Origin of the sequence: Comamonas sp. MYb396 (genome assembly GCF_037479555.1) — a bacterium.
Taxonomy (GTDB): Bacteria; Pseudomonadota; Gammaproteobacteria; order Burkholderiales; family Burkholderiaceae_C; genus Comamonas.
Window position 1 is genome coordinate 211,253 of record NZ_JBBGYU010000004.1, and the last position, 26,855, is coordinate 238,107.

At 61.5% G+C, this 26,855-nt stretch carries 27 protein-coding genes and 1 tRNA gene; 12 read left to right on the top strand and 16 right to left on the bottom strand.

What is annotated here, in order from left to right:
* Nucleotides 1–127: 127 nt before the first annotated feature.
* Together WH265_RS11240 and WH265_RS11245 are read right to left on the bottom strand one after the other, a co-directional pair.
* Nucleotides 128–1,042 carry an SPFH domain-containing protein gene (locus WH265_RS11240; RefSeq protein ID WP_021028801.1) on the bottom strand — a complete coding sequence of 305 codons (915 nt, stop codon included), beginning with the start codon at nucleotides 1,040–1,042 and terminating at the stop codon, nucleotides 128–130.
* A 203-nt stretch (nucleotides 1,043–1,245) separates the two neighbouring features.
* Nucleotides 1,246–1,686: an NfeD family protein gene (locus WH265_RS11245; protein ID WP_021028802.1), complete on the bottom strand. Its 441-nt coding sequence runs from the start codon at nucleotides 1,684–1,686 to the stop codon at nucleotides 1,246–1,248.
* 159 nt (nucleotides 1,687–1,845) lie between these two features.
* Between WH265_RS11245 and WH265_RS11250 the strand changes: the two genes are divergently transcribed.
* Nucleotides 1,846–4,404, top strand: coding sequence for an arginine/lysine/ornithine decarboxylase (locus WH265_RS11250; protein WP_312989470.1), 2,559 nt, complete (start codon nucleotides 1,846–1,848; stop codon nucleotides 4,402–4,404).
* A 111-nt stretch (nucleotides 4,405–4,515) separates the two neighbouring features.
* Here WH265_RS11250 and WH265_RS11255 read toward each other — a convergent pair whose 3' ends face one another.
* Together WH265_RS11255 and msbA are read right to left on the bottom strand one after the other, a co-directional pair.
* Nucleotides 4,516–5,412, bottom strand: coding sequence for a DNA ligase (locus WH265_RS11255; RefSeq protein ID WP_339558343.1), 897 nt, complete (start codon nucleotides 5,410–5,412; stop codon nucleotides 4,516–4,518).
* A gap of 141 nt (nucleotides 5,413–5,553) precedes the next feature.
* On the bottom strand, nucleotides 5,554–7,284 hold the full coding sequence (gene msbA, locus WH265_RS11260; RefSeq protein WP_339558497.1) for a lipid A export permease/ATP-binding protein MsbA: 1,731 nt from the start codon (nucleotides 7,282–7,284) through the stop codon (nucleotides 5,554–5,556).
* 211 nt (nucleotides 7,285–7,495) lie between these two features.
* On the opposite strand from msbA, the gene tolB reads away from it, so the two are divergent.
* The 5 genes from tolB (at nucleotide 7,496) to WH265_RS11285 (ending at nucleotide 11,128) form a co-directional block, all read left to right on the top strand.
* Nucleotides 7,496–8,809, top strand: a complete 1,314-nt coding sequence (gene tolB, locus WH265_RS11265) for a Tol-Pal system beta propeller repeat protein TolB (protein ID WP_339517932.1) — start codon at nucleotides 7,496–7,498, stop codon at nucleotides 8,807–8,809.
* 59 nt (nucleotides 8,810–8,868) lie between these two features.
* The gene (gene pal / locus WH265_RS11270; protein WP_312989465.1) at nucleotides 8,869–9,405 is read left to right on the top strand and encodes a peptidoglycan-associated lipoprotein Pal; all 537 of its coding nucleotides are present in this window, start codon (nucleotides 8,869–8,871) and stop codon (nucleotides 9,403–9,405) included.
* Between the two features lie 9 nt (nucleotides 9,406–9,414).
* A complete protein-coding gene (gene ybgF / locus WH265_RS11275; protein WP_027011353.1) occupies nucleotides 9,415–10,176 on the top strand; it encodes a tol-pal system protein YbgF in 762 nt (253 codons plus the stop codon).
* 1 nt (nucleotide 10,177) lies between these two features.
* Nucleotides 10,178–10,978 carry a tRNA threonylcarbamoyladenosine dehydratase gene (locus WH265_RS11280; protein ID WP_339558344.1) on the top strand — a complete coding sequence of 267 codons (801 nt, stop codon included), beginning with the start codon at nucleotides 10,178–10,180 and terminating at the stop codon, nucleotides 10,976–10,978.
* 74 nt (nucleotides 10,979–11,052) lie between these two features.
* Nucleotides 11,053–11,128: transfer RNA gene (locus WH265_RS11285), tRNA-Lys, on the top strand.
* 632 nt (nucleotides 11,129–11,760) lie between these two features.
* Here the strand turns inward: WH265_RS11285 and WH265_RS11290 are convergent.
* The 3 genes from WH265_RS11290 to WH265_RS11300 all read right to left on the bottom strand — a co-directional run bounded on the left by WH265_RS11290 (nucleotide 11,761) and on the right by WH265_RS11300 (nucleotide 13,486).
* Nucleotides 11,761–12,084, bottom strand: coding sequence for a helix-hairpin-helix domain-containing protein (locus WH265_RS11290; protein WP_339558345.1), 324 nt, complete (start codon nucleotides 12,082–12,084; stop codon nucleotides 11,761–11,763).
* 299 nt (nucleotides 12,085–12,383) lie between these two features.
* The gene (locus WH265_RS11295) at nucleotides 12,384–12,677 is read right to left on the bottom strand and encodes a hypothetical protein (RefSeq protein WP_339558346.1); all 294 of its coding nucleotides are present in this window, start codon (nucleotides 12,675–12,677) and stop codon (nucleotides 12,384–12,386) included.
* Nucleotides 12,678–13,267: 590 nt separating this feature from the next.
* Nucleotides 13,268–13,486, bottom strand: coding sequence for a hypothetical protein (locus tag WH265_RS11300; protein ID WP_021028274.1), 219 nt, complete (start codon nucleotides 13,484–13,486; stop codon nucleotides 13,268–13,270).
* A 392-nt stretch (nucleotides 13,487–13,878) separates the two neighbouring features.
* Here WH265_RS11300 and WH265_RS11305 point away from each other — a divergent pair, with 392 nt between their 5' ends.
* Nucleotides 13,879–14,088 carry a hypothetical protein gene (locus WH265_RS11305; protein ID WP_021028273.1) on the top strand — a complete coding sequence of 70 codons (210 nt, stop codon included), beginning with the start codon at nucleotides 13,879–13,881 and terminating at the stop codon, nucleotides 14,086–14,088.
* A gap of 164 nt (nucleotides 14,089–14,252) precedes the next feature.
* Here WH265_RS11305 and WH265_RS11310 read toward each other — a convergent pair whose 3' ends face one another.
* Nucleotides 14,253–14,462 (bottom strand): hypothetical protein, encoded by a 210-nt coding sequence (locus tag WH265_RS11310; protein WP_339517939.1) that lies wholly within the window; start codon nucleotides 14,460–14,462, stop codon nucleotides 14,253–14,255.
* A 720-nt stretch (nucleotides 14,463–15,182) separates the two neighbouring features.
* Between WH265_RS11310 and WH265_RS11315 the strand changes: the two genes are divergently transcribed.
* From WH265_RS11315 to WH265_RS11335, 5 genes are all read left to right on the top strand, one after another.
* The gene (locus WH265_RS11315; protein ID WP_116927355.1) at nucleotides 15,183–16,307 is read left to right on the top strand and encodes a branched-chain amino acid ABC transporter substrate-binding protein; all 1,125 of its coding nucleotides are present in this window, start codon (nucleotides 15,183–15,185) and stop codon (nucleotides 16,305–16,307) included.
* Nucleotides 16,308–16,396: 89 nt separating this feature from the next.
* A complete protein-coding gene (gene livH / locus WH265_RS11320) occupies nucleotides 16,397–17,320 on the top strand; it encodes a high-affinity branched-chain amino acid ABC transporter permease LivH (protein ID WP_027011204.1) in 924 nt (307 codons plus the stop codon).
* The gene (locus WH265_RS11325; protein WP_373604934.1) at nucleotides 17,317–18,549 is read left to right on the top strand and encodes a high-affinity branched-chain amino acid ABC transporter permease LivM; all 1,233 of its coding nucleotides are present in this window, start codon (nucleotides 17,317–17,319) and stop codon (nucleotides 18,547–18,549) included. Before livH ends, WH265_RS11325 begins: the two co-directional genes overlap by 4 nt.
* A 37-nt stretch (nucleotides 18,550–18,586) precedes the next feature.
* Nucleotides 18,587–19,354 carry a high-affinity branched-chain amino acid ABC transporter ATP-binding protein LivG gene (gene livG / locus WH265_RS11330; protein ID WP_021028268.1) on the top strand — a complete coding sequence of 256 codons (768 nt, stop codon included), beginning with the start codon at nucleotides 18,587–18,589 and terminating at the stop codon, nucleotides 19,352–19,354.
* Between the two features lie 8 nt (nucleotides 19,355–19,362).
* Nucleotides 19,363–20,064: an ABC transporter ATP-binding protein gene (locus tag WH265_RS11335; protein ID WP_116927423.1), complete on the top strand. Its 702-nt coding sequence runs from the start codon at nucleotides 19,363–19,365 to the stop codon at nucleotides 20,062–20,064.
* Between the two features lie 89 nt (nucleotides 20,065–20,153).
* Here the strand turns inward: WH265_RS11335 and WH265_RS11340 are convergent, their stop codons facing one another.
* From WH265_RS11340 to WH265_RS11375, 8 genes are all read right to left on the bottom strand, one after another.
* A complete protein-coding gene (locus WH265_RS11340) occupies nucleotides 20,154–21,017 on the bottom strand; it encodes an LOG family protein (RefSeq protein WP_339558347.1) in 864 nt (287 codons plus the stop codon).
* A 154-nt stretch (nucleotides 21,018–21,171) separates the two neighbouring features.
* The gene (gene crcB, locus WH265_RS11345) at nucleotides 21,172–21,555 is read right to left on the bottom strand and encodes a fluoride efflux transporter CrcB (RefSeq protein WP_027011202.1); all 384 of its coding nucleotides are present in this window, start codon (nucleotides 21,553–21,555) and stop codon (nucleotides 21,172–21,174) included.
* A gap of 69 nt (nucleotides 21,556–21,624) precedes the next feature.
* A complete protein-coding gene (locus tag WH265_RS11350; RefSeq protein ID WP_339558348.1) occupies nucleotides 21,625–23,445 on the bottom strand; it encodes a peptidase M14 in 1,821 nt (606 codons plus the stop codon).
* A gap of 134 nt (nucleotides 23,446–23,579) precedes the next feature.
* The gene (mnhG, locus tag WH265_RS11355; protein ID WP_021028263.1) at nucleotides 23,580–23,957 is read right to left on the bottom strand and encodes a monovalent cation/H(+) antiporter subunit G; all 378 of its coding nucleotides are present in this window, start codon (nucleotides 23,955–23,957) and stop codon (nucleotides 23,580–23,582) included.
* Nucleotides 23,954–24,232 (bottom strand): K+/H+ antiporter subunit F, encoded by a 279-nt coding sequence (locus WH265_RS11360; RefSeq protein WP_021028262.1) that lies wholly within the window; start codon nucleotides 24,230–24,232, stop codon nucleotides 23,954–23,956. The genes mnhG and WH265_RS11360 overlap by 4 nt, the downstream gene beginning before the upstream one ends.
* A complete protein-coding gene (locus WH265_RS11365) occupies nucleotides 24,229–24,717 on the bottom strand; it encodes a Na+/H+ antiporter subunit E (protein ID WP_021028261.1) in 489 nt (162 codons plus the stop codon). The genes WH265_RS11360 and WH265_RS11365 overlap by 4 nt, the downstream gene beginning before the upstream one ends.
* Entirely contained in the window at nucleotides 24,714–26,486 is a 1,773-nt protein-coding gene (locus WH265_RS11370) for a monovalent cation/H+ antiporter subunit D (protein WP_339558349.1), read from the bottom strand. The genes WH265_RS11365 and WH265_RS11370 overlap by 4 nt, the downstream gene beginning before the upstream one ends.
* Complete coding sequence (locus tag WH265_RS11375) at nucleotides 26,486–26,851, bottom strand: Na+/H+ antiporter subunit C (RefSeq protein WP_021028259.1); 366 nt, start codon at nucleotides 26,849–26,851, stop codon at nucleotides 26,486–26,488. Before WH265_RS11375 ends, WH265_RS11370 begins: the two co-directional genes overlap by 1 nt.
* Nucleotides 26,852–26,855: the final 4 nt, after the last annotated feature.

Genomic DNA, 26,855 nt, shown 5'->3' on the forward strand with positions numbered 1-26,855 from the left:
ACCTCTCCAGTCGGTGAAGCGTGTATTCTAGCCTGAAATTTGTCGCCTTCCAGCAAAGCGGGGCCTTGTTTGGCAAAAATGCAGCGCGGCTCAAGGGGCACGTGCTGCATTTGCGTTGGCCAAGCGGTTACTGGCCCTTGCCGGTCTGGATCATGCGCATGGCCGAGGTGATCAGGCTGGAGACCTCGGTCATGTTGCTCGGGACGACCAAGGTGGTGGTCGCGTCGCTGGCCAGCTTGCCGTAGGCATGCACGGCCTGCTCGGCCACCTTCAGCTGCACGGCTTGCTCGCCGCCGGGCTGGCGGATGGCGGTGGCAATGCGCTCCAGCGCCTGGGCGGTGGCATCAGCCACCGCAGTGATCGATGCGGCCTCGCCTTGCGCCTTGTTGATCGCCGCTTGCTTCTCACCTTCGGAGCGGGCGATGAAGGCCTCGCGCTCGCCGGTGGCGATATTGATCTGCTCCTGGCGGCGGCCTTCGGAGGCGGCAATCAGCGCGCGCTTTTCACGCTCGGCGGTGATCTGGGCTTGCATGGAGCGCAGGATTTCTGCCGGTGGCGTCAGATCCTTGATCTCGTAGCGCAGCACCTTCACGCCCCAGTTGAGCGCGGCCTCGTCGATCGCCGAGACGATCTGCGCATTGATCATGTCGCGCTCTTCAAAGGTCTTGTCGAGCTCCAGCTTGCCGATCACGCTGCGCAGCGAGGTCTGGGCCAGTTGGGTGACGGCCATGATGTAGTTCGATGAGCCGTAGCTGGCGCGCATCGGGTCGGTCACCTGGAAGTACAGGATGCCGTCCACCTGCAGCTGGGTGTTGTCGCGCGTAATGCAGACCTGGCTGGGGACATCCAGCGGAATTTCCTTCAGGCTGTGCTTGTAGGCGACTTTGTCGACAAAGGGAATGATGAAGCGCGGGCCGGGGGCCAGGGTGCCGGCGTAACGGCCCAGGCGCTCTTTGACCCAGGCGTGCTGCTGGGGCACGATCTTGACGGACATCGCAATGAAGATGATGGCGATGACAAATATGATGATGGCGACTTCCATGGGCTCTCCTCATGGACGCACTGCTTTGTACAACGCGCCCGTTTTTCAGTGACTGGCTGGGGGCGGGCCCCTGGCTCAAAGGTCCTGGCCATTACACCATGCGGGTGTGACGGGCCAGGCGGGGGTGTGGGGCATGGATTTGGCTGCGTTTGTTATGTTTGCCATGCCCCGGTGATTGGCATCTGGTTGACGGGAACCAGTGGTTAGTGCGCGGCGGGCTCGGTGGGTTCCACCAGCAGGCGGTTGCCCTCCAGCCGCACCACGCGGTAGGCGCCGGGCAGCGCAGGGTGTTGGCCCAGCAATGCAGCCGTCCAGGGCGCGCCGCGGTAGCGCACCTGGGCTGTGCGGTCGGCCTCCCAGTGCTCGATCTGGACCTGCTCGCCAATGTCCAGGTGCATGTCCTGCTCGCGCTCACCGGAGAGCAGCGAGCCACGGCGCTTTTGGCGCAGGTAGCAGGCCAGCACGGTGGCCGCCCCGACGATGGCGGCGACCAGGATCTGCACCACTTCGTTGGCACCCAGGTGCGCAGCGATGGCAGCGGCAGCCATGCCAATGGCGACCATCAGCAAATACAGCGTGCCGGTGAGCAGCTCGGCGACGACGGCCAGGCCGGTCAGCAGCCACCACACGGTTGACATCTCCATAGCTCCCTCCTTGTTCGATTAGGTTTGTTACCCGATTGTGCGATATGCCGACCAATTTTGCGGCAATTGATGCAGGATACATAAAAAGGGCGTGCAAATTCCGTACACTTCGCGCCTGTTTCGATTGTTTTAGTGAGGCCCGCCCCTGCGGGAACGCCCATGAAGTTTCGCTTTCCCATCGTCATCATTGACGAGGACTTTCGCTCGGAAAACACTTCCGGCCTGAGCATCCGCGATCTGGCACATGCCATCGAGGAGGAGGGCTTTGAGGTGCTGGGCGTGACCAGCTATGGTGATCTGAGCCAGTTTGCGCAGCAGCAAAGCCGCGCCAGTGCCTTCATCCTGTCGATCGACGACGAGGAGTTCCAGCTGGGCGGCGGTGATGACCAGATCGTGCACAACCTGCGTGACTTCATCACCGAAGTGCGCCGCAAGAACCCGGATGTGCCGATCTACATCTATGGCGAGACCAAGACCAGCCGCCACCTGCCCAACGACATCCTGCGCGAGCTGCATGGCTTCATCCACATGTTCGAGGACACGCCCGAGTTCGTGGCCAAGCACATCCTGCGCGAAGCCAAGAACTACCTCGAAGGCATTCAGCCGCCATTCTTCAAGGCGCTGCTGGACTATGCCGAAGACGGCTCCTATAGCTGGCACTGCCCCGGTCACGGCGGCGGTGTGGCCTTCTTGAAGAGCCCGATTGGCCAGATGTACCACCAGTTCTATGGTGAGAACATGCTGCGCTCCGACGTCTGCAACGCCGTCGAAGAGCTGGGCCAGCTGCTGGACCACAACGGCGCGATTGGCGAGAGCGAGCGCAATGCGGCGCGCATCTTCAATGCCGACCACTGCTTTTTTGTGACCAACGGTACCTCGACCTCGAACAAGATGGTTTGGCACCACACGGTGGCGCCGGGCGATGTGGTGGTGGTGGACCGCAACTGCCACAAGTCCATCCTGCACTCCATCATCATGACGGGTGCGATTCCGGTGTTCTTGAAGCCCACGCGCAACCACTTCGGCATCATCGGCCCGATCCATGAGAGCGAGTTCTCGCCCAAGACCATCGAAGCCAAGATCGCTGCCAACCCGCTGCTCAAGGGTGTCGATCCAAAGGCCGTCAAGCCTCGTGTGCTGACGCTGACGCAATCGACCTACGACGGCGTGCTCTACAACACCGAGACCATCAAGCAAAAGCTCGATGGCTACGTGGACAACCTGCACTTTGACGAAGCCTGGTTGCCGCATGCGGCCTTCCACCCCTTCTATGGCAGCTACCACGCCATGGGCAAGAAGCGCGCGCGCCCGAAACACTCGGTGGTGTACGCGACCCAGTCCATCCACAAGCTGCTGGCCGGTATCAGCCAGGCATCGCATGTGCTGGTGCAGGACAGCCAGACGCAAAAGCTGGACTTCAACCTGTTCAACGAGGCGTACCTGATGCACACCTCGACCAGCCCGCAGTACAGCATCATCGCCAGCTGCGACGTGGCCGCTGCGATGATGGAGCCGCCCGGTGGCACCGCGCTGGTGGAAGAGTCGATTCTCGAAGCGCTGGACTTCCGCCGTGCGATGCGCAAGGTCGACGATGAGTTTGGTGAGGACGACTGGTGGTTTCAGGTCTGGGGCCCGGAAGCCCTGGCCGACGAAGGCGTGGGCTCGGCCCAGGACTGGATCATTCGTGGCCCGGACGCATCGCGCAAGACCAAGGGCAAGAACGGCAAGGAGTTCGACAACTGGCACGGCTTTGGCGATCTGGCCGATGGCTTCAACATGCTGGACCCGATCAAGTCCACCATCGTGACGCCGGGCCTGGACCTGGACGGTGACTTTGACGAGACCGGCATCCCCGCGTCCATCGTCACCAAGTACCTGGCCGAGCACGGTGTGGTGGTCGAGAAGACGGGCCTGTACTCGTTCTTCATCATGTTCACCATCGGCATCACCAAGGGCCGCTGGAACACCATGCTGACCGCGCTGCAGCAGTTCAAGGACGACTACGAGAAGAACCAGCCGATGTGGCGCATCCTTCCCGAGTTCTGCCAACAGCACAAGCGCTATGAGCGCATGGGCCTCAAGGACCTGTGCCAGCATGTGCACCAGCTCTACGCCAAGTACGACATCGCCCGTCTGACCACGGAGATGTACCTGTCGGACCTGACGCCTGCGATGAAGCCATCGGACGCGTTTGCGCACATCGCGCGCCGCAAGACCGAGCGTGTCGAGATCGACCATCTGGAAGGCCGCGTTACCGTGGGTCTGGTCACGCCATACCCACCCGGCATTCCGCTGCTGATTCCTGGCGAAGTCTTCAACAAGAAGATCGTGGACTACCTCATGTTCGCGCGTGAGTTCTCCAAGCTCTGCCCAGGCTTCGAGACCGATATCCACGGCCTGGTGGAGCTGGTGGACGAAGAAAGCGGCGAAGTGCGTTACTACGCCGATTGCGTGGCGCTGGACGCCAGCGACCAGGCCGTGCAAACCCAGGTGGTCTCTGCGCCGGTGGCTTCGTCCAAGAAGCGCAGCCCCATGCTGGAAGGCAAGGCGCCCGCCTCGTCGGCCAAAAAGCGCAGCACCGCTGCGATGAAGAAATCGCTCAAGGCAGAAAAGCCCATGGGTGATGCCAGCGAAGGTGTTGTGTCGCCCGTGGCCAAGACCCCGCAGGCAGCGCCCAAGCCACGCCGCGTGGCCAAGCCGCGCTCGCCCAAGGTCTGACCGGGCAGGTGAGGAGCGGCGGGGGACTTTGAGTCCTCTGCGTCACGCTCTCTTTAGCTCAAAAGCAGCGCCCATGCGCTGCTTTTTTTATGCCCGTTCATCGCTCATGGCTCATGGCGTGCTTGCCACTTCGGCAGTTGGGGAGGGCGGCATGCCTTCTTCCCGCACGCGCCAGAAGGTGGCAAAGCGCGGTATACCGCTGTCGTGCAGGCCGCGGTAGCGGTAGGTCACCCAGCTGCCAATGGCAGGTGGATCGCGGCGCTGCGCATCGCTCAATCCACTGCCGAGTTTGAAGTCGATGCCATCGGCCGTGCGGACCAGCAAGGCGCCTGTCATGCCTTCGTATTTGCCACGCCCGGGTGCATAGCCCATCACCTGGGCCTCGGCATCCTCATGCGGTTTGAGCTTGAGCACATCGCCGCTGCGCCCACTGCGGTAGACGGCGCTGGCCCTGTGCAGCATCAGCCCTTCACCCCCTTCGCGCACGATGCGCCGCATCTGTGCCATCAGGCGGGCCTCGTCGGTCTCTCGCCATTGCGGTGCAGCCTGTACCCAGGGTTGCTGCACGGCAGCCACAAACTGCGCAATGGCTGGCAGGCGCTCATTAAAACTGCCTGGTGCTGCGGGTGCGTCAAACACCATAAAGCGCAGGCCCTGCCAGTCGGTATCTTCGGGTGTGGCTTTGCTGGTGATGGATTGCGCGCGGGCAAACTGGCCGCGCCCGGCCCATAGCTCGCCTTCCATCGGCGTGGCGGGCCAGCCGGCGGTGTACCAGGCGGGTGCGTTGATGGCGGTGCCTTGGCGTGTCGAGAGCGCTTGGCCATCCCAGTAGCCGCGCACGCCGTCGTATTTCTCGCTCACCCAGTACTGCTGCAGATCCAGGCCGCCGGGGTATTTTTGCGCAAGCCACAGCGCGGGTGGGTTATTGGCCTGTGCCAGCACAGCCCCGCAGCAAAGCAGGGCGGCCAGCCACAGCTGGCGCCACCAGGGATGGATAGGGACACGCATGCAGCCTCCTCGGGCAGCGGCCGGGATGGCTGCCTATCCGCATGCTAGCGGCGATAGTCCACACCTGCCAACCGCCGCTGTGGTTTGGCGCGGTAAGCAGATGTTGGGGTTGCGCGGGGATGCCTTGGTGGCCTTGCTTGACTAGTGCGGGCGAGATTGCAGGCGCGCGTACAGGCCGCCCAAGTCGATCAGCTGCTGGTGCGTGCCTTGCTCGACCACCTGGCCGCGCTCCATCACCACCACACGGTCGGCATGTTCGATGGTGGACAGACGGTGGGCGATGACCAAGGTGGTGCGGCCCTGCATCAGGCGCGAGAGGGCTTCTTGCACCAGGCGCTCGGATTCTGTATCGAGCGCCGAGGTCGCTTCATCGAGGATCAGGATCGGCGCATCTTTGTACAGCGCCCGGGCAATCGCCAGCCGCTGGCGCTGGCCGCCAGACAGCTGGTTGGCATTGTGGCCGACGATGCTGTGGATGCCCTGGGGCTGGCGCTCGACAAAGTCCTGCAGGTTGGCGGCAGCCAGGCATTCGAGCAGGCGCTTTTCATCGATGTCCTGGCCCAGCGCCACGTTGGCAGCGATGCTGTCGTTGAACATCACCACATCCTGGCTCACCATCGCAAACTGGCTGCGCAGGCTGTGCAGGTCCCAATCGGCCAGGGCCACACCATCGATGCTGATCTGGCCGTCGCTGGGTTCGATGAATCGCGGCAGCAGGTTGACCAGCGTGGTTTTGCCAGCGCCCGAGGGGCCCACCAGCGCCACCACTTCACCGGGGTGTATGGTCAGGCTCAGGTGGCGCAGTGCCGGGGCCTTGTCTTCGCCAAAGGCCACGCTGACATCCTGCAGCGCAATGGCGCCACGTGCTTGTGCGGTCTTGTAGCCGCCGCCTTGCTCGGCGGGGATCTCTTCGAGCAGGCCCAGGCCGCGCTCCAGCGCGGCAACGCCCCGGGTGAGCGGATTGGCCACATCGGCCAGGCGTCGGATCGGGGCAATCAGCATCAGCATCGCCGAGATAAAGGCCACAAAGCCGCCAACGGTCACATCCTTGGCATTGATGCCGGTGGTGCGGCTTTGCCACAGAGCGATGCAGATCACCGCCGACAGCGCAACAGCAGCCAGCAACTGGGTGAGCGGCGTCATCGCCGCCGATGCGATGGTGGCCTTGATGGCCAACTGGCGCAGCTTGCGGCTCAGAATCTGGAAGCGGCCCGACTGGCTGGCCTGGGCAGCGTGGATGCGCACCATGCGGTGCGCGAGCACGTTTTCTTCGACCACATAGGCCAGCTCATCGGTGGCTTGCTGGCTGGCCTTGGTGATGTGGTAGAGGCGCTTGGAGAGCTTTTTCATGATCCACGACACGCTGGGCAGCAGCACGGCCACGATCAGGGTCAACTGCCAGTTGAGGTAGAGCAAATACATCAACAGCGCAATGACGGTGAAGCCATCGCGCGAGAGCATCAGCAAGGCCTGCACGATGAGGGTGGAGCCGTTTTGCACCTCATACACCACGGTGTTGGACAGCGCACTGGCCGACTGCTTGGTAAAGAGCCCCAGGTGCGCATCGAGCACCCGGCCAAAGAGGTTCTCGCGCAGGCGCATCATGCCGTCATTGGCGATGCGTGCCAGCGCATATTGGTTGATGAACTGCGCCAGGCCGCGGATGAAAAAGACGCCAACGATGGTCACCGGCACGGCCCACAGCGGCAAGGTGCCGCCGGTAAAGCCCTGGTCCAGCAAGGGCTTGAGCAGCGCCGGGATGGCGGGCTCGGTTCCGGCTACAACGATGGTCGCGAGAATGGCGAGCACCCAGGTCCAGCGTTGGTAGCCAAAGTAGGGCGCCAGGCGCGACAGGCGTGCGCGCAGTGGCATCTGCGCAACGCTGCCAGCGGGTTTGGAGCCCTCGGTGCTGGCAGATGCCTCAGATGCACGTGCAGAAGATGGTTTTTCAGTTGTGGACATGTAGAGGTGATTCTAAAATGCACGGCTGTCGACGTTGGACGATAATAAAGAATTTGTGGGGTGTGTAACATCCTGCAGCCTTCAAGGCTTGTCATGCATAGCGCATTTATGATGGTCGGTAATGACTAAAACACGCTTCCCATCTCTCATCTCGGAGGCGGCCAAGCCGCTATTCCATCGTCGTCACGTTTTGGGTGCTGCGCTCGCAGCCCCTGCAGTTCCCGCCCTGGCGCAGTTCCGGGTTGAGATCAGTGGCGTTGGTATCAAGCAAATCCCCATTGCCTTGCCCAAGTTCCGGGGCGAAGATGCGTCGCCGCAAAAGATCTCTGCCATCGTGCAGGCCGATCTGATCCGCAGCGGTCTCTTCAAGCCCGTCGATGCATCGGGCGAGCAGCTGGACGAGAGCTCGCGCCCCGATGTGGCCAAGTGGTCGGCCGCCGGTGCCGAGTACCTGTCGGTGGGCAGTGTGAGCCGTGGCGCCAATGGCTTTGATGTGCGCTTCCGCTTGTGGGATGCGGTCAAGGGCGCCGACATGGGCGGTCAAAGCTACAGCGTGCCGCAGGCCGATCTGCGCTTGGTCGCGCACAAGATCTCGGACTACATCTACGAAAAAATCACGGGCGAAAAGGGCGTGTTCTCGACCCGTATCGCTTACGTGACCAAGGCTGGCCCCCGCTACACCTTGTGGGTGGCCGATTCGGACGGCGAGAATGCGCAGTCGGCACTGGCCAGCCCCGAGCCTATCATCTCGCCCACCTGGTCGCCTGCCGGCACGCAACTGGCCTATGTGTCGTTCGAGTCGCGCAAGCCCGTGGTCTATGTACACGAGGTCTCGTCCGGCCGCCGCCGCCTGATCGCCAATTTCCGGGGCTCCAACAGTGCGCCGGCCTGGTCGCCCGATGGCAGCACCTTGGCAGTGACCTTGAGCCGCGATGGCGGCTCGCAGCTCTACACCATTCCGTCGAGTGGTGGTGAGCCTCGCCGTCTGATGCAAAGCAGTGGCATCGACACCGAGCCCACGTATTCCAAGGATGGCCGCTATATCTACTTCGTCAGCGATCGCGGCGGTGCGCCGCAGATCTACCGCGTGGGCGCCCAAGGCGGCAGCGCAGAACGCGTGACGTTCAGCGGGTCCTACAACATTTCTCCTTCCATCAGTCCTGATGGCAAGACACTTGCTTACATCACCCGCGCCGGTGGTGGATATAAATTGCAGGTCATGGATCTGGCTTCCAGCACCGTGTCGTCGGTGACCGACACCACGAGCGATGAAAGCCCCAGTTTTGCTCCGAACAGCCGACTCATCGTCTATGCAACCCGCGAAGGCGGTCGTGAAGCCCTCATGACCACGACGCTGGACGGCAAGATCAAGGCACGACTGGCAGGGCAGAGCGGAGACATACGGGAGCCCGATTGGGGCCCATACCAGCCCTAAGATTGGTTTTTGGCGAGTCAATTATTTTTATACGAGAAATTCGTTTCGGAGAGTTTTACATGTTGTCATTGAAGAAAGCTTCGCTGGCCCTGGTGGCCGCTGCCGTGTTGGCTGGTTGCAGCTCTGCGCCTCCGCTGGATAACGCACCTGTGGAAGACAAGGGTGCTGCTACCGCCGGTCAAGGCGCTGGTGCCGGTGGTGCTGGCCAAAGCACCGTCGGTGGTGTGGACCTGAACAACAGCGCAGCCAACGGCCAAGGCCCTGTCGGCGTTGCACGCATTGTGTACTTTGACTTCGACAGCTACTCGGTCAAGCCCGATGCGCAATCGATGCTGGATGCACACGCACGCTTCCTGAAGGCCAACCCATCGCGCAAGGTCATGCTCGAAGGCAACACCGACAACCGCGGTGGCCGTGAGTACAACCTGGCCCTGGGCCAAAAGCGTGCTGAAGCCGTGCGCCGTTCGCTGAACGTGCTGGGCGTGAGCGACAGCCAACTCGAAGCCGTGTCTTTCGGCAAGGAAAAGCTGGCTGCTGAAGGTAACTCGGAAGACGCGCACGCCCAAAACCGCCGCGTTGAACTGAACTACCGTTAATAGGGCTCCATGAACCTCACTCGCAGTACTCCCCGTTGGATTGCACTGGCCGCCTTGATGGCCTGTGCAAGCACCTCCCAAGCCGCTTTGTTTGAAGATGGCGACGCGCGTCGCGCCATCATTGAACTGCGCCAGCGTGTCGATCAGCTGACGCAAGGCAACAACCAAAATGGTGAGGACACCTCGCAAGTGCGTCGCAGCCTGCTGGATTTTCAATCGCAGATTGAATCCATGCGTGGCGAGATGAACAAGTTGCGCGGTGAAAACGAGACGCTGCGACGTGAGGTTGCCGATCTGAAGCGCGGTCAGACTGATTTGGCCAAGGGCGTTGAAGCCAGGCTCCAGCAGTTTGAACCCGTTTCGGTCACCGTAGATGGGCAGGAGTTCAAAGCCGATCCTGCCGAAAAGCGTGATTTTGAAGCCGCGCTTGGCGTGTTTCGCACTGGCAAGTTTGCCGATGCCGCCGGCGTGTTCAGCAGCTTCATCCAGCGCTACCCCAAGAGTGGCTATGTGCCATCGGCACGCTTTTGGCTGGGCAACGCGTACTACGCCACCCGCGACTATAAGCCCGCCATCGATAATTTCAAGCTGATCCTGGCCCAGGCGCCCGAGCATATGCGCGCGCCTGATTCGGCACTGTCCATTGCCAACTGCCAGATCGAGCTCAAGGACACCAAGGCCGCCCGCAAGACCTTGGAAGACCTGATTGCTGCCTACCCGCAAAGCGATGCGGCAGCGGCCGCTAAAGAGCGCCTCTCCAAGCTGAAGTGATATGAGTGCACCGTCTCCATCGGCGCCCGATCGGCAGGACGCCGAGGCGGACGTTGACACACAAAGGCGCTTTGGCGGCCTGGACCGCCTGTTTGGCGTAGCACCTGCCGCGCAAATGCGCGCAAGCTGTATTGCAGTCATCGGCATTGGGGGCGTGGGCTCCTGGACTGCCGAGGCACTGGCCCGCAGTGGCGTTGCCCGCCTGCGCCTGATCGACTTGGACAATGTGGCCGAGTCCAACATCAATCGCCAGATCCATGCGCTGACCGACACCATTGGCATGGCCAAGGTCGACGCGATGCGCGACCGCATCCGCCAGATCAATCCCCATTGTGAAGTCGAGGTGGTGGAAGACTTTCTCACTGCCGAGAACTGCGCCGCGTTGCTGGATGGCGTTGACGGCTTTGTCGACGCCTGTGACCAGGTGCGTGCCAAGGCCGCGATGGCCAACTGGGGGCGGCGCAACCAGCGGCCTTTTGTCTGCATCGGTGCTGCGGGTGGCAAACGCCTGGCCTGGAAAGTGGAGCAGGCTGACCTGTCGCAGACCACGCACGACCCCTTGCTGGCCCAGGTGCGCTACCGTATGCGCAAAGAATATGGTGCCCCCAAGGATGGCAAGAAGATGCATGTGGCCTGCATCTACAGCCAGGAGGCTGTTGCCGGCCCTGATCCCTCTTGCGCGGTCGATGGTGATGGCTCGCTGAACTGCCATGGCTATGGCTCGTCGGTGGCAGTGACGGCGACCTTCGGCATGTGCGCAGCCAGCTGGATTTTGGAAAAATTGGCGCATTCCCCAAAATGACAAAAAACCTACGCTATAATCTAAGTCTGTTGTGAGCAAGACCAGTTCTTAAGAATTTGTCAAGCAAACGCGGCGGGTCTTTAGCTCAGTCGGTAGAGCAGCGGACTTTTAATCCGTTGGTCGCGAGTTCGAATCTCGCAGGACCCACCATATAAAATTTAAAGAAATCAAGCCCCTGTGCGAATAGCGCAGGGGCTTTTTTCTTGGCGGCTGATCCGTAATGCTCGGCAGTGTTGCGCAAGGCGTTTGCCGCGTTTGATCAGGCGTGTGACGCGGAAAAAAAAGCCACCGGCTGGGGTGGCTTGAATGCCCGCAGGGTAACGGGCGGGAGGGAGCTGTGCAAAGGACTGATGTGGCAGCCAGCCCGATGACTTCAGCTGATCCTATGCAAGCGCTTGGGCAGGAGTTTGTCCTGGGTGTGAAGCACCATGTAACTTTTTGAAACTTTGGCAGTTTGCCCGAAGGAGCCCCGTCTCGCCTGTGCATGGGCAAGGTTGCCGTGTTTAATATGGGAAAGTGCGCTAAGCGGAGCCGTGGGCGCTTGGGCGCAGTCAGGAGGGGCAACTGGTACGAGCCCTTGTCCATGAGCATGCCACGCGGAGGGTGGGCGTTGCAGTCCATCGGCGGTATGGAACGGCCGTGATGGCGGTGCAGGGATTTGCAATAGCCAAAGCCATGAATGCGATGGCAACACAAGGGTGCAGGCTTGTAGATATTGGGTTGGCCGCAAAGCGCCGGTCTGCGCAAGGTCTCCAAGCGCTGTCACCCAAGCGCAGCCTTGGCTACTTGAGGTCGTGCCGCCTCAGGGCATTCTGGGTGCGTCTGAAAAAGGGCAGGGCTTTGGATGGCTGGTCCAGATCGGTCTGTACAACATAGGCCTGCCGGGGGGGTGCATAGCGCTTGCCAGGAAACAGGCTTTCCTCTATTTTTCTAAAGGTCCTGGGGCCCACGCTGGGCATTTGCAGAAGCTTTTCCGGGTAGCTCTGGGCTACCTGTTCAATGGTGGTAATGCCATTTCTTGCGAGCACTCGCCACAAATGAGGCGGAAGCAAGCCTTGCAAGGTAGTGGCCGCATGGAACGATGGGTGTGCAGTGCTGGTATTCATCTCTCGCCATCCAACAAAGTGGAACTGATACTCAGCAGCCGCCTGCACGCGGAGGTGAAGGGCTGCTGAGTTTGAAGCATAGAGAGAGTGCGTAACAATTGTTATCACTGAAAATAGTGATTTTGTTATTGCAGGTGCAGAAAGACGCAGCACGCCCGGGCTGGGATGGGCACTGCGGACGCAGTGTGGCTGTGAGCACGCTGGAGGCTTTGCGGCGCTTGCCCGCAACGACGGACCGTCCACCACCGGTGCTGCCCAGCCTAAGGTACAGGCCGGCAACCCGCTCAGCAGGGCGGTACCTAAGGCTCCAGCCTGGCAGATCGGGAGAGCTGGTCGGTCAGGGTCAGCAGCGATGGTATTCGGTGCGCGCCTGCCATGCTGGCGACCCAGGCACTGGCTACCTGCGGGCTGACGCCGATCGCTGTCACAAACAAGGGGCGCTGCGACTGGCCACGGCGCACTTGAACCACATCCGGGCAGGATGCAACACCATGGAAGGCGGTCTTTGCGACGCCGATGACCGGAGCCGCGCCATCGAGGGCTTGGTAAAGGTGGGCACCCAGGCCGGCACGCTTTTCATCACCCAGCCACACATAGCCGTCGATGACGATGGCCTGGGGCGGAGCGGGCAGCGCTTCTGAACTTCAGCACTCGATGGCCGCAAAAAAAGGCCACCCGAAGGTGGCCAGAGGCGCTGTAAAAAGCCGTTCCTGATCGCTCAGGCATGTTCATGCAAATATAGAGAGGGAGGGAGGATGGTGCATGAATCCGGCAAAATCATTAGATATATTCTATAGATTGATATAAATCGATTTTGCAAGGGTATTCCCTTGGATTAAAAAAAAAAAGAGCCTGCGTTCAGCAGGCTCTCAAGGAATGACTAGCTAATACTTCGTTCTGGCACCCTCCCTATATCCATAAAATCATAAGCTATACCTATTGCCAGCGGGCCTTTGCAAAATAAACAACTGTCACGGCAAGCGTGTCAGAGTGTGAACTGGCGGCAGCGCAATGGCCGGCCTCACAGACCTTAGACTGCTGTGTCCGCTGAGGCCAGCCATTCCGAGGCCCCTTGGCACATCCATGCCGGTGGAACTGGCTAGCGAGCCCTCGTGTCCCCCTGGATGGGTAACAGCTCCTTGGCCTGGCTTGCGCCACCAGCAAACACGGTACTAGGCAAAAATCAACCCAGCAGCAAGCTGCCTGCGTCGAGGGCAGGCGGTCGCAAAAGATCGTCGTTGACCCCCATGGCCAGGCTTGCGCGCTCGATGGCCTGCCAGAGGTTGGGGGGCATTTGCAGAATTTCTTCGGGGGAGCTGGACTGGTCAATCCAGGCGCTGATCTCGCCATGTTGGTCGTGGGTAAGCAGGTCCAGGCTCAGCATTTCGTCGATGGTTTTCATAAGGCTCAAGCGGTGTGCATGGCGAGATAACCGGAGTCACTCGCCCGTCGCAATCAAAAGGGAAATCCGGGCGGAGCGTAGAGAGGGCTAGGCCTGCTGCGAGTGCCAAGGAGGTGCTGCTGACGCAGGCTGGTATCCATGTGCTTGCGTGTCCGGGCTTCGGTTGCGTTGCGCTTGGGTGACCATGGAATCCTCCTTGAGCTATGCCCCACTGTAACCGGTTCCGGCTTGCGTGCAGGCGCATTGGCTGCCATGCAACACAATCGGAGGCAGCAAAGGCTGGGAGCACTGTCGCCAGGCGCGATACAGACCCTGCGTTAGCGCAGGGCGATGCCCATGAACGGGAGGCATTTCGCCCGACAATAGCGGCTGTAGAAAGACAAGGAAAAGCTGTGAGCCCTTCCCAAGAACATGCTGCGTTGATGGCCAGTTACCAAAAGCTGGTGGCCGAGGTGAACCAGAAAACGGCCCTGGTGCGTGTCGCATCGCTCAAAGGGCCTCAAGCCATGCGTGCTGCGATGGCGACTGCCGCAAAGGCTGAACGCCGGCGCGATGTGCTGGCCTCCAAGCTGGCAGCGCTCGGGGTGGTGGTGGGTGACTGACGCCAAACTGGCGCGTGCAGCCAAAAATCTGCCCGTGCCGGCAATGAAGGCGGTGCTGCAGCAAAAGCGCATAGGCGCTTGCCTTGGCGCAGCGATGCGCAAGAGCGGCATGAGCCCGGCGCAGCAGACCGGCACTTGCGGCCAGCGCGCAATGCCCGCAGCGCTTAGGCTGGCGTGCAAAACGCCCGGTTGGGGTAGAGAATATCCGTGAGCACATGGTGTCCACGGGTCTGCAGCAGGTAGGTGCCTGGCCCGCCGTCAGCAATGGCCTGCTCCAGCAGTTGCAGAAATTGCTGGCGATGGTGGGCGTCATCGGGCAGCCAGGCAGAGGCGGCCACGGCGTTGTCCGCGCCGCTGCCTTTGGAATTGATCAACCTAATCTCTTTCATGTTGAACAATTCTCCATACGTGATTGACATTGTGCAAGCAGTTTTTGCTTGAGTTAGCAATGGTTAAAGAATCTCCGAATGAAAACATTCACATGCTGTCAGGTTGTGGCAGCCCCATAAGCCCCTGTGTATTCAGCGTTTTTCGCGTTTCTTGGTTTTTGATCAGTTTTCTGGGCAGTGATGAGTGGCGTGGCTTTTGATTGCGGATGTAACAATAAAACCTGTGGGCTGAACCCGCTATGCCGATCTTGGCTGGGCCTCAATGTGTTTGGGCAGCGCTGAATGCGCGCGCGGCAGGATTTTTCGCGCACAATGCTGCCTCTCGCAATGGTGTGCTTGTATCCTGGGCTTTGTGATGGCCACTAGGCTGTTGGCAAGGGGAGGGGGCAAGCACGCGGCGGATGCCGGGGTGCGCAGGGTTCCATCTGATGGATGGAAAAAATGCATTTGAACGGAGAAGGGCTCAACCACTGCTTGCGGTGGCTTTAGAGACATTTGCACACATTTGGTGCAAAGATGCCGATGGATGCCTCGCATAGGTGCAAAGGTCACTGTCTGCTAGCACATACGTGACATATTTGGCAATCCTTGGCATCCCTCTTGTGAGAGTTGGTTAGACCTATATGCTGTCTCCGCATCGCACTTGATAGTTGCTCTATTGGCAATGGTTGCGATCCATAGCTCGATTAAAAAAAGGATTCCGATATGAAGGTACCGTTTCGCCTCAACTCGATGGTGGTTGCATTTGGTTTGGCCGGCAGCATGCTGGCTGGCGCCGCCCAGGCTCAAAATATCAAGATTGGCGTGGTGATTCCTGCGACGGGTCCGCTGACCCAGTACGGCGACATGGTCAAGGAGGGTGTGGATACGGCGCTGGAGCAGATCAATGCCGCTGGCGGCGTCAATGGCAACAAGCTTGAGGCGGTGATCGTTGACGACGCCTGCGAACCCAAGCAAGGCCCAGTGGCTGCCAACCGCGTGGTCAATGCCAAGATCCATTACGTGGTCGGCCCCGTGTGCTCGGGCGCTGCCATTGCTGCAGCTCCGATCTACAACAACGAAGGTGTGGTGGTCGTGACCCCATCGGCCACGTCGCCCGCACTGACCGAAGGCAAGAACTTCAGCTCGATCTTCCGCACCATTGGCCGTGACGACCAGCAAGGTCCTTTCGCTGCCAAGTTCATTGCCCAGAACGTCAAGCCCAAGAAGGTTGCCGTGCTGCATGACAAGCAATCCTACGGCCAGGGCATTGCCACGGCCGTGCGTGACACGCTCAAGGCCGACGGCGTGAACGTCGCGCTGTTCGAGGGTATCAACGCCGGTGACAGCGATTACTCGGCCGTGATCACCAAGCTGAAAAGCGCTGGCGTGGACTTTGTCTACTACGGTGGCTACCACCCAGAGATGGGCCTGCTGCTGCGCCAGTCGGCCGAGCAAGGCCTGAAGGTCCGCATCATGGGCCCTGAAGGCGTGGGCAATCCTGAAATCAACGCCATCGCCGGCCCTGCCGTGGAAGGCATGCTGGTGACCTTGCCTGCGGACTTCGCTTCCAACCCCAAGAACGCCGCCATCGTGAAGGCCTTCAAGGACAAGAAGCGCGATCCTTCCGGCTCGTTCCAGATGGGTTCGTACACCGCCGTGCAAGTCATTGCTGACTCGATCAAGGCCGTGGGCAATGATGGCGCCAAGGTGGCCAAGCACCTGCATACCGCAACCTTCGAAACCCCACTGGGCAAGCTCGCCTGGGATGCCAAGGGTGACCTGAAGTCCTACGACTTCCAGGTGTTCAGCTGGCACAAGGACGGCAGCAAGTCGCCTGCAACCAAGTAAGTGTTTGGCAAAAGCATGGCTCTAAAACATAGAGCCATGCTTTTTTATTTTGGCGGCCACAAGCGCCAATGGAATTGGGTTGGTACGGTATGAACGATTTTTTGCCCCAATTCATACAACAGTTGTTCAATGGTCTGTCACTGGGCGCGATCTACGCGCTGGTGGCCATTGGCTACACGATGGTGTATGGAATTATCGGAATGATTAATTTCGCCCACGGCGAGATTTATATGATTGCGGCCTATATCGGCCTGGTGACCTTGTCGGCCATCGGCACGCAAAGCGGGCTGCCGGTCTTTGTGGTGATTGGTGCCATGCTGCTGGTGGCCGTGGTGCTCACCGGGGTCTATGGCTATGTGGTCGAGCAGGTGGCCTACAAGCCCTTGCGCAGCAGCCCCCGTCTGGTGGCCCTGATCTCGGCCATCGGTATGTCGATCTTCTTGCAGAACTGGGTGGCCCTGGGCCAGGGTGCGCGCGATATGGCGGTGCCTTCGCTGTTGCCTGGTGCATTCAACTTTCACATGGGTGATTTCGAGGTCTTTGTGCCTTACACCCGCGTCTTGATCATTGTGGTGGCCGTGGTGCTGATGGCCGCGCTGACCTTCTACATCCGCCACTCGCGCATGGGCCGCGCCTCGCGCGCCTGCTCGCAAGACATGCAGATGGCCAATCTGTTGGGCATTGACACCAACAAGGTGGTGTCGTTCACCTTCATCCTGGGCGCGGTGCTGGCTGCCGTGGGCGGCGTGCTGATTGCGCTGGCGATTGGCAAGCTCAACCCCTATATCGGTTTTGTCGCGGGCATCAAGGCCTTTACTGCAGCCGTGCTGGGCGGTATCGGCAGCATTCCGGGTGCGATGCTGGGCGGCGTGCTGCTGGGCATTGCCGAGACCATGGCTGCCGCCTATATCTCGTCCGAGTACAAGGACATCGTCGCCTTTGGTCTGCTGGTGCTGATCCTGCTTTTCCGCCCCACGGGCCTGTTGGGCAAGCCTGAAGTGGAGAAAGTCTGATGGTGAAAGCGAACATCAAGAACGCCATCATCTCGGCCGTGCTGGCCGCTTTGGTGGTGGTTCCCATCTTTGGCCTGCACCTGGAGCGCAAGGGCGGCCAGAACTACATTGAGCCGCACTGGAACCTGGTGATCTGGGGCTTTGTCATCGTGCTGGTGCTGCAGCTGGTCAAGCCACTGCTGGGTAAGCATATGGCCCGGGTGCAGGCGCCGCGCCTGCCCGAGGTCAGCGCCCGCATGCGCATGACATTGATGTGGCTGGTGATTGTGGCGGCCATTGCCTGGCCGTTTTTCAGCGGCCGCAACGCGGTCGATATCGCCACCCTGGCGCTGATCTATGTGATGCTCGGCCTGGGCCTGAACATCGTGGTCGGCTTTGCCGGTCTGCTGGATCTTGGCTTTGTCGGCTTTTATGCCGTGGGCGCCTATACCTACGCCTTGCTGTTCCACTGGGCCGGCTGGTCGTTCTGGGAAGCGCTGCCGCTGTCCGGCGCAGCCGCTGCCTTGTTCGGCTTTTTGCTTGGCTTTCCGGTGCTGCGCCTGCGCGGCGATTACCTGGCGATCGTGACCTTGGGCTTTGGCGAAATCATCCGCCTGCTGCTGGTCAACCTAGTGGACTTCACCGGCGGGCCGGATGGCATCTCGAGCATTCCCAAGCCCACCTTCCTGGGCTTTGAGCTGACCCGCTCGGCCTCGCAGGAGGGTGCGCAGACCTTGCAGCAGTTCCTGGGCATCGAGTTCAACACCATGCACATGGTGGTCTTTCTGTACCTGCTGGCGCTGGGCCTGGCCCTGGTCACCTTGTGGATCAGCAACCGCCTGATCCGCATGCCGATTGGCCGCGCCTGGGAAGCGCTGCGTGAAGACGAAGTCGCTTGCCGCTCGCTGGGCATGAACCCCACCAAGATCAAGCTCTCGGCCTTCACCTTGGGCGCGATGTTTGCCGGTTTTGGCGGTGCATTCTTTGCCGCGCGCCAGGGCATTGTCAGCCCCGAGTCGTTCAGCTTTATTGAGTCGGCGCTGATCCTGGCCATCGTGGTGCTGGGCGGCATGGGCTCGCAGATCGGCGTCGTCGTGGCCGCGATCCTGATCACGGTGCTGCCCGAGCTGGCACGCGAGTTCTCGGAATACCGCATGCTGATTTTCGGCCTGGTGATGATCTTGATGATGGTCTGGCGTCCGCAGGGCTTGTTCCCGATGAAGCGCCACCATGAAGAGTTGAAGCAATGACCGTAAACACGGAAAACGCAAACAGGGAGAAGTGTTTATGAGTCAAAGCATATTGAAGGTCGACGGCCTGTGCATGCGCTTTGGCGGCTTGCTCGCGGTCGACCAGGTCGCGCTCGATGTCAAGCCGCAAGAGGTGTTCGCCATCATTGGCCCCAATGGCGCGGGCAAGACCACCGTGTTCAACTGCATCAGCGGTTTCTACAAGCCCACGGCCGGTACCGTGTCGCTGGGCGGGCAGTCGATTGCCGGCCTTGCCAGCCATGAGGTGGCCAACCACGGCGTGGTGCGTACCTTCCAGAACGTGCGCCTGTTCAAGGGCATGACGGTGCTGGAAAACCTGCTGGTGGCCCAGCACCAGCAGATCAAGCGCAATCTGCTGTCGGGCCTGTTCAAGACCAAGGCCTACCGTGCGGCCGAAGAGCACGCCAAGGAGCAAGCGGCCCACTGGCTGGATGTGATGGGCCTGCGTGCCTTTACCAACCGCGAGGCGGGCAACCTGGCCTATGGCCACCAGCGCCGGCTGGAGATTGCGCGCTGCATGATCACCAAGCCCAAGCTGCTGATGCTCGACGAGCCTGCAGCGGGCCTGAACCCGCAGGAAAAGGTGGAGCTGCAGCACCTCATCGACCGCTTGCGCCGCGAATACGGCGTGACCGTGCTGCTGATCGAGCACGACATGAGCCTGGTGATGGGGGTGTCCGAGCGCATCCTGGTGATGGAGTATGGCAAGCCGATTGCACTGGGTGTGCCGGAGGTCATTCGCAATGACGAACGCGTGATCAAGGCATACCTGGGAGAGTCCTGATGCAGCCGATGTTGGAAATCAAGAATATCAGCACGCATTACGGTGCGATTTGTGCAGTCAACGATGTGAGCCTGCATGTCAATGAGGGGGAGATCGTCTCGCTGATTGGCAGCAATGGCGCGGGCAAGACCACCTTGCTGATGAGCGTCTGCGGCAACCCCTGTGCCACCACGGGCTCGATCAAGTTCGAGGGCGAAGAGCTGGTGGGCCAGTCCTCGCACCTGATCATGCGCAAGGGCATTGCGATCTCACCCGAAGGCCGCCGTGTGTTCAAGGATCTGACCGTCATGGAGAACCTGCAGATGGGCGCGTTCTTCTTGAACAAGCAGGAGATTGCGCACGGCATTGACTATGTCTACGGGCTCTTTCCCCGCCTCAAGGAACGAGCCGAGCAGCGCGCCGGCACCATGTCGGGCGGCGAGCAGCAAATGCTGGCCATTGGCCGGGCGCTGATGAGCAAGCCGCGCCTGCTGCTGCTCGATGAACCTACGCTGGGGCTGGCGCCGCTGATCATTGCGCAGATCTTCGAGATCATCAAGGCCGTGCGTGAGCAGGGCGTGACCGTGTTCCTGGTCGAGCAAAACGCCAACCAGGCGCTGCAGATCGCCGACCGGGGCTATGTGCTGGAGACCGGCAAGGTCACCTTGGAGGACTCTGGCGTCAACCTGCTGCGCAACCAAGACATCCGCAAGGCCTACCTGGGCGGCTGATCCGCGCAGCGGCACGCTCCCGCTACCCAAAGCAAAACCGCTCCTGGCTGCATGGCCAGGAGCGGTTTTTTGATGGTCTGGGCGCTGCGTCAGCGCTGGTAGTAGGCCTGGATGATGCGGCAGGCCTCATGCACATCGTCGGTGATGTGGAAGAGCTTGACGTTCTCGGGCGAGATGGTGCCGTACTCGATCATCACATCGAAGTTCAGCATGCGCGACCAGAAATCCACGCCAAACAGCACAATCGGCACGCCCTTGGCCTTGTGGGTCTGCACCAGGGTCAGCACCTCGAACAGCTCATCCATCGTGCCAAAGCCGCCGGGAAACACCACCAGGGCGCGCGCGCGCATCATCAGGTGCATCTTGCGCAGCGCAAAGTAGTGGAACTTGAAGCACAGCGCCGGCGTGATGTAGCGGTTGCCCGACTGCTCATGGGGCAGGGTGATGTTCATGCCGACATTGGGCGCGTGCTCTTCGGAGGCGCCGCGGTTGGCCGCTTCCATGATGCCGGGGCCGCCGCCGGTACAGATGTAGAGGCGGTCTTCGAGCTTCTGGGTTTCGCTGAACTTGGCCACCAGGCGCGCAAAGCGGCGCGCGGCATCGTAGTAGCGGCTGGTGGTGACGGCGCGCTGCGCCACGGCAATCGCCTGGGCATCGCCCTGGGCCTGGGCGGCAGCCAGCAGTACCTCGGCCTCTTCGGGCGCGACAAAGCGGGCGCTGCCAAACACCACCACGGTGTTGTTGATGCCCTGGGCGGTCAGCTCCAGATCGGGCTTGAGCATCTCGAGCTGAAAGCGGATCGAGCGGGTCTCGCGGCGGCTCAGAAACTCGGGGTCGGCAAAGGCCAGGCGGTAAGAGTCGCGCTTGGCAGCCTGCTCTGGCGACATGTCGGCGCCGAACAGGTTCCAGTCATGCGCCATGACTTGTTCGTCGAGTTGGGTGTTGGCGTCCATGGTCTTCTCCAGCTTTCACAATGCCAGTGCCCGGCAGGCACCAGCGTTCACAAAAAACACAAGCAGCGCAAGCGGGGCCTGCGCTGCTACTGAATATAGAGCGATTTGGGCATGCGCTTGCGCCAATGCCTTAAAAAATACGCCTTGAGGATCCTCAGCGCCCGCCCCACAGCGCCTGGCCGGTCGCCAGGCCCAGGGCTGTCAAGGCCAGCGAGCCCAGCAGGTGCAGGCTGCATTGCAGCAGCGCCAGGCCGTAGCGCTGGGCCTGCAGCATCGATACCGTCTCGGCAGAGAAGCTGGAAAAGGTGGTGAGGGCGCCCAGAAAACCGGTGATCAGCACCAGGCGCCAGACCGGGTCAATGCCCGGTGCGTTTTGGAACAGGGCCACCAGCAGCCCGATGGCATAGCCGCCCACCAGGTTGGCTGCCAAGGTGCCCCAGGGCAGCAAGGCATAGGGCTGGTTGAGCCAGCGGCCCAGTTGCCAGCGTGCCAGCGCGCCCAGGCAGGCGCCAATCGATATGCCAAGTACATTCCACATGGCAGGCAGCTTAGCAGGGCGCAGCTGCACTGCGTGAAAATCGGTGCCAGGCCAGTGATGCTCACCAGCTCAGCGCGTTTGCACAATGTCCTGCCAGGCGGCATAGGCGGCGAGCACCGCAGCGCGTTGCACGGTATGCGCAAATACCAGCGCATCGCCCACCACCGTCTGGTCCGGGAACTCGGTGATCAGGCTCACGGGGGCCAGGCCATGGTTGTCGACCTGCATGGTGCAGGGCGTGCCGTGCCGCAGCTCAAATGGCTGGCGGCCGGAATGGCGTTGGTACAGCGCCAATTGGCGGCGGTTGTATTCTGGCAAACCTTCTACCTGCAGCAAGGCCTGCGCGACCCGCTCGGCGAGAGCCTCTGCCTGCGGCTGCCAGTCTTCCTGGTAGCGCAGAATCAGGAAAAAGCCCTTGGGAATGGTCCAGAGGTCAAAGCCCTGCGGTACATAGCCAGACAGGGGCCGCGTCCATTCATGGGCCGGGTAGCCATGCAGGCTCAGGTGCAACTGCGCGCCACTGGCGGCAATCGCATCACGCCGCAGCGCGCCTTCATACCAGGGGGCATGGTCGCGGTAGGCCAGGTCATCGCCCAGCGCGGTGTAGCGCGCTGCATGGTGCATCTGCTCGGGGGCATAGCGGCAGTACCACTGGTGCAGGTCGTAGCCGTCGGGGTTCTCGACGGGGATATAGGCAAAGTGGCTGTCCGCCTGCTGCGCCAGTGCCAGCGCACCGCGCAGCGCGCCTGTCACGCCCGATATCTCGTTGGCATGCTGGCCGCCACTCAGCACCACCGGGTGCTCGCTGCCCTTTTTGTAGGTGGCGGCAATGCGGCGGCCTTGCACGCTCTGGCCCTGGCAGGCGCTGCCATAGGCGGCAAACAGCGGCTGGACCAGCGCATCCATCTGGGCCAGGCTCGGCGCGCGCTGTAGCTGCGCTGCGGCTGCATCGGCCTGGGCCATGCTGTGGGGGCTGAGGGCAGCCGCTGGCAGGCCGTTATCCACCTCGGGCAAAGGCTCGCTCAGGGCCAGTGCGCGGATCTGCAAGCCCACCGTTGTCAGCTCCAGCGGATGGGACTGGGCGGCGATGCGGATATCGGGCACGATCTGGCCCGGTTGCAGGCGGCGGTCACCGGCTGCGCGGCCTGACAGCTTTTGGAAATGCTCCAGCAGCGAGAAATACAGGTCCTCGTGCATGGCTTCGGGCGTGCTCATGGTCTCGCCGGTGCCGGCAATCTGCTGCTCAAAACCAGGCAGCTGCATGGCAATGTGCAGGCGGCCAAAGAAGGGCTCGGTCTTGGGCCAGGCATGGTGCTCAATGGCCTGCATCGCTTGGGCATAGGCCGCTTCATAGTCGGTGAGTACAGCGGTATCGTGCACGATGCGCCCCTGGGCATCATGCGCCTGTTGCCAGCCGCAGGGGGTGATGCCGCTGCTGCCGTGCGCCGATTCGAAAGCCCGGTTGGGCGCGAACACCTGCAGGCTTTGTGTACGCCCATCCTGGTAGCGCAGCGCCAGTGTGTAGCTGCTGTTGGGCTGGCCAGCCTCCATCTGCAGATCGACACCGGGCGGCAGCATCGCGGCCAGCGGGTAGGCCTCCAGCATGAAGCGGTTGGCGGCAGCATCTGCATGCAGCGGGTAGTACAGCTGCAGGCTTTGCAGCCCGGTGGTGTCCAGATCTTCCAGCACCGCATGTACCAGCGGCTTGTAGGCGCTGCGGATGCGGGCGCTGATGCCCTGTTTGGCCAGTTGTTGCTCCGCCGCCCGGCGCGCATCAACGCCTTCAAAACACCAGAGCTGCCACGCCAGCTCGGGCTGCGGATGGGCCAGGCGTTCAGCCAGCCATTGGCTGAGCGTGCGGTTGAGGGTGTGGGAGAGCAAAAGCGTCATGGCGGGGCCTGGGGTGTGGATGCGGGTGGTCCACCAGCATAGAACAAGCGCGCTCTTCCTGCTGTCCCCTGGCGCTTATTCCCCAATGCGCCTCGCCCGCCGTGGTGGCTTAGCCGTCTATCGCCATCGCCGGCTCAGGCGTCGTTGCCTTCCGGGTTGGCCGAGACGATGCGGCTCAGGCTGGGCGGCACATCCTTGCCCATGCGCCGGTCGCGGAACAGTGCCGCACGCATCAAGAAGATATTGGTGATGGGGACAGCCACCGACAGCAGCACGGCGATCAGCAAGGTGTGAAAGCTGGGCTTGTGCGACTGCAGGCTGAAGTAGAAGACCGAGCTCCAGACAATCAGCCAGCAGCCGGCGCAGGCGATGATCGACGGGGTGTGCACGCGTTCGTAGTAGCTGGGCAGGCGAAACAGGCTGAGCGCGCCGATCAGGGTGATCAGGCAGCCAGCGAGCACCAGCACCGACACGAGAATCTGCACCCAGATGGGCAGGTCGATTTCCGTCATTCGATCACCTCCCCGCGCAGCAGGAACTTGGCCATGGCTGTGGAGCTGACAAAGCCAAACAGCGCGATGAGCAGGGCCGCTTCAAAGTAATTGACCGATGCATAGTGGATGCCCAGCACCAGCATGGCGAGCATGCCGATCAGGTACATGCAGTCCAGGGCCAGCACGCGGTCCTGGGCCTGCGGGCCCTTGAGCAGCCGGATCATCGCAAACAGCATCGCCAGCAGCAGGATGAACAGGGCTGCCGGCATGGTCCAGGCAAGAATATTGTTCATTCAAAAATCTCCATGAGGGGCCGTTCATAGAAGGCCTTGATGTGGTCGATGACGCCCTGCGGGTCATCTGCCTCCAGCACATGCAGCAGCAGGATGGAGCGGTCACGCGATATCTCGGCCCAGGCGGTGCCCGGGGTGATACAGACGATCATCGCCAGTACCGCCAGACCATTGGGGTCGCGCAGTTGCAGGGGCACATGCACAAAGCCGGCGGGCTTTTTGCGGCTGCCCGGCATCAGCAGCAGGCGCAGCACGGCGCCATTGGAGCGAATCGAATCGGCCGCCACGCGCAGGCCCAGGCGAATGATGGTCCAGGGCTTTTTGATGCTGACCGAGCGGGGGCGCAGGCCTTGGGTCAGCACCGGGATCAGCAAGCCGAACAGCACGCCCAGGATGATCTGCCCGGGGCTGATGCTGCGGTTGAGCAGCAGCCACACCAGGCACAGCAGTACGGACAGCAGGGGGGCAGGGAAAAGGCGCTTCATAGCTCGCTACCTCCTGCAGGGGTTGCATCTGGCGCCGCTGTAAAGCCTGATTCAGGCAGCACGGTCGGGATCTCGGGCGCAACCACGGGCTTGGCCGTGGGGGAGGGCTTGGGGCTGGTCTCCAGCACCGCGCGGATGTAGTTGCCGGGCGAGTGGAGGTTGTCGGCCGCGCGCTGGGTAAAGCGCATCACGCTGGCGCCATGGGTCACCATCAAAATGCAGCAGCCCAGCAAAATGGCCAGGGGCAGGCCTTCGATCACCTTGAGCTCGGGCGTGTTGCGGCTGATGCTGGACCAGAACTCGCGAATGCCGATGCGCACCAGGGCCGTCAAGGCCATCAGGCCCGTGGCGATCAGGATGGCCATGAACAGCCAGCCCAGCCAGCCGATCTGTGTGCCGGCCGACGAGCCCAGACCCAGCGGATTGAGCAGCGCCGAGAGCATCGCGAACTTGCCGATAAAGCCCGACAGCGGTGGCAGGCCGGAAATCACCAAGGTGCAGACCATGAACGACAGGCCCAGGAAGGCCATGGCCGCCGGAATGGCCCGGCCAATCAGCACTTCCTCGTCCTCGTCGAGGTTCAGGCCCTCGCGCGGCAACAGCTCTGCCGTCAAAAACGGCGCCTCCTCATCCTCAAAGCGGACACTGGCGCCGTCGGTCGTGCGCCAACGCTCGATCAGGTCGGTGACCAGGAACAGTGCGGCCACGGCCAAGGTGGAGCTGGGCATGTAGTACAGCAAGGCGCTGGTCATCAGGTTCTGGCCAAAGCCGGCAGCGGCGAGCAAGGTGCCGGCCGACAGAATGGCTGCATAGCCCGCCACATAGCCCAGGCGCTGCGTGCCCAGGATGGATACGGCCGCGTACAGCATCGTGGCCAGCCCGCCCAGGATCAGCCAGGCGCTGCCAAAATGGGCCGACGGCCCGGCCTCGCTGCTGAACATCAGGGTCCATAGCCGCACAATCGTGTAGATGCCCACCTTGGTCATCAGCGCAAAAATAGCGCCAACAGGGGCGGTGGCCGAGCCATAGGCGGGCACCAGCCAGAAGTTCAGCGGCCAGACCGCCGCCTTGATCAAGAAGGCGGTCGCCAGAATGCCCGCTGCGGTATGCAGCAAGCCCCGGTCCGCGCTGCTGACGCTGGGGATGATGCGCGCCAGATCGGCCATGTTCAAGGTGCCGGTGATGCCGTAGAGCATCGACACGCCAATCAGGAACAGCGACGAGGCCGCCAGGTTGATGGCGATGTAGTGCAGGCCATGCTGCACCCGTGATTTGCCCGAGCCGTGCAGCAGCAAACCGTAGGATGCCGCCAGCATGATCTCGAAGAAAACGAAGAGGTTGAACAGGTCACCGGTCAGGAAGGCACCGGCCAGGCCCATCATTTGGAACTGGAACAGCGGGTGAAAATGCACGCCCACCCGGTGCCAGCGCGCGCCGGAATAGACTACGGCGCAGAGCGCGACCACGCTGGTGGTGAGCAGCATCAGGGCCGAGAGCCGGTCGAGCACCAGCACAATGCCAAACGGCGCGGCCCAGTTGCCCGAGAGGTAGACGCTCATCGAGGTGGCCATGCCATCCTGGTTGCTCCATTTGACCAGGGCCATCGCAATGACCAGGCCGATCAGGCAGGAGCTGATGTTCATCAGCAGTTTGGTGCGTTGGTACTTCTCGCCCAGGGTCAGCATCAGCGCTGCGGTCAGCATGGGCAGCAAAATCGGTGCCAGCAACAGGTGCGGCATCAGGCGCTCAGTCAGCATCATCAGCGACATCAAGGCGCCTCCTGCACATCGTTGGACAGGGAGCCGTCCACGTGGTCAGTGCCCGTCATGCCGCGCGAGGCGAGCAGCACCACCAAGAAGAGCGCGGTCATCGCAAAGCCGATGACGATGGCCGTCAGCACCAGGGCCTGCGGCATGGGGTCGGCGTAATGCATCAAATCGGTGGGCACACCGGGCTGCAGTATCGGTTCGCGGTCGATCGCCAGGCCCACGCGGCCCATGCTGAAGATAAACAAATTGACCGCATACGACAGCAAGAGCAGACCCATGATGATCTGAAAAGTCCGTGGGCGCAGCAACAGCCAGACGCCGGAGCCGGTCAATACGCCAATGGCAATGGCCAGTACGATTTCCATTTGG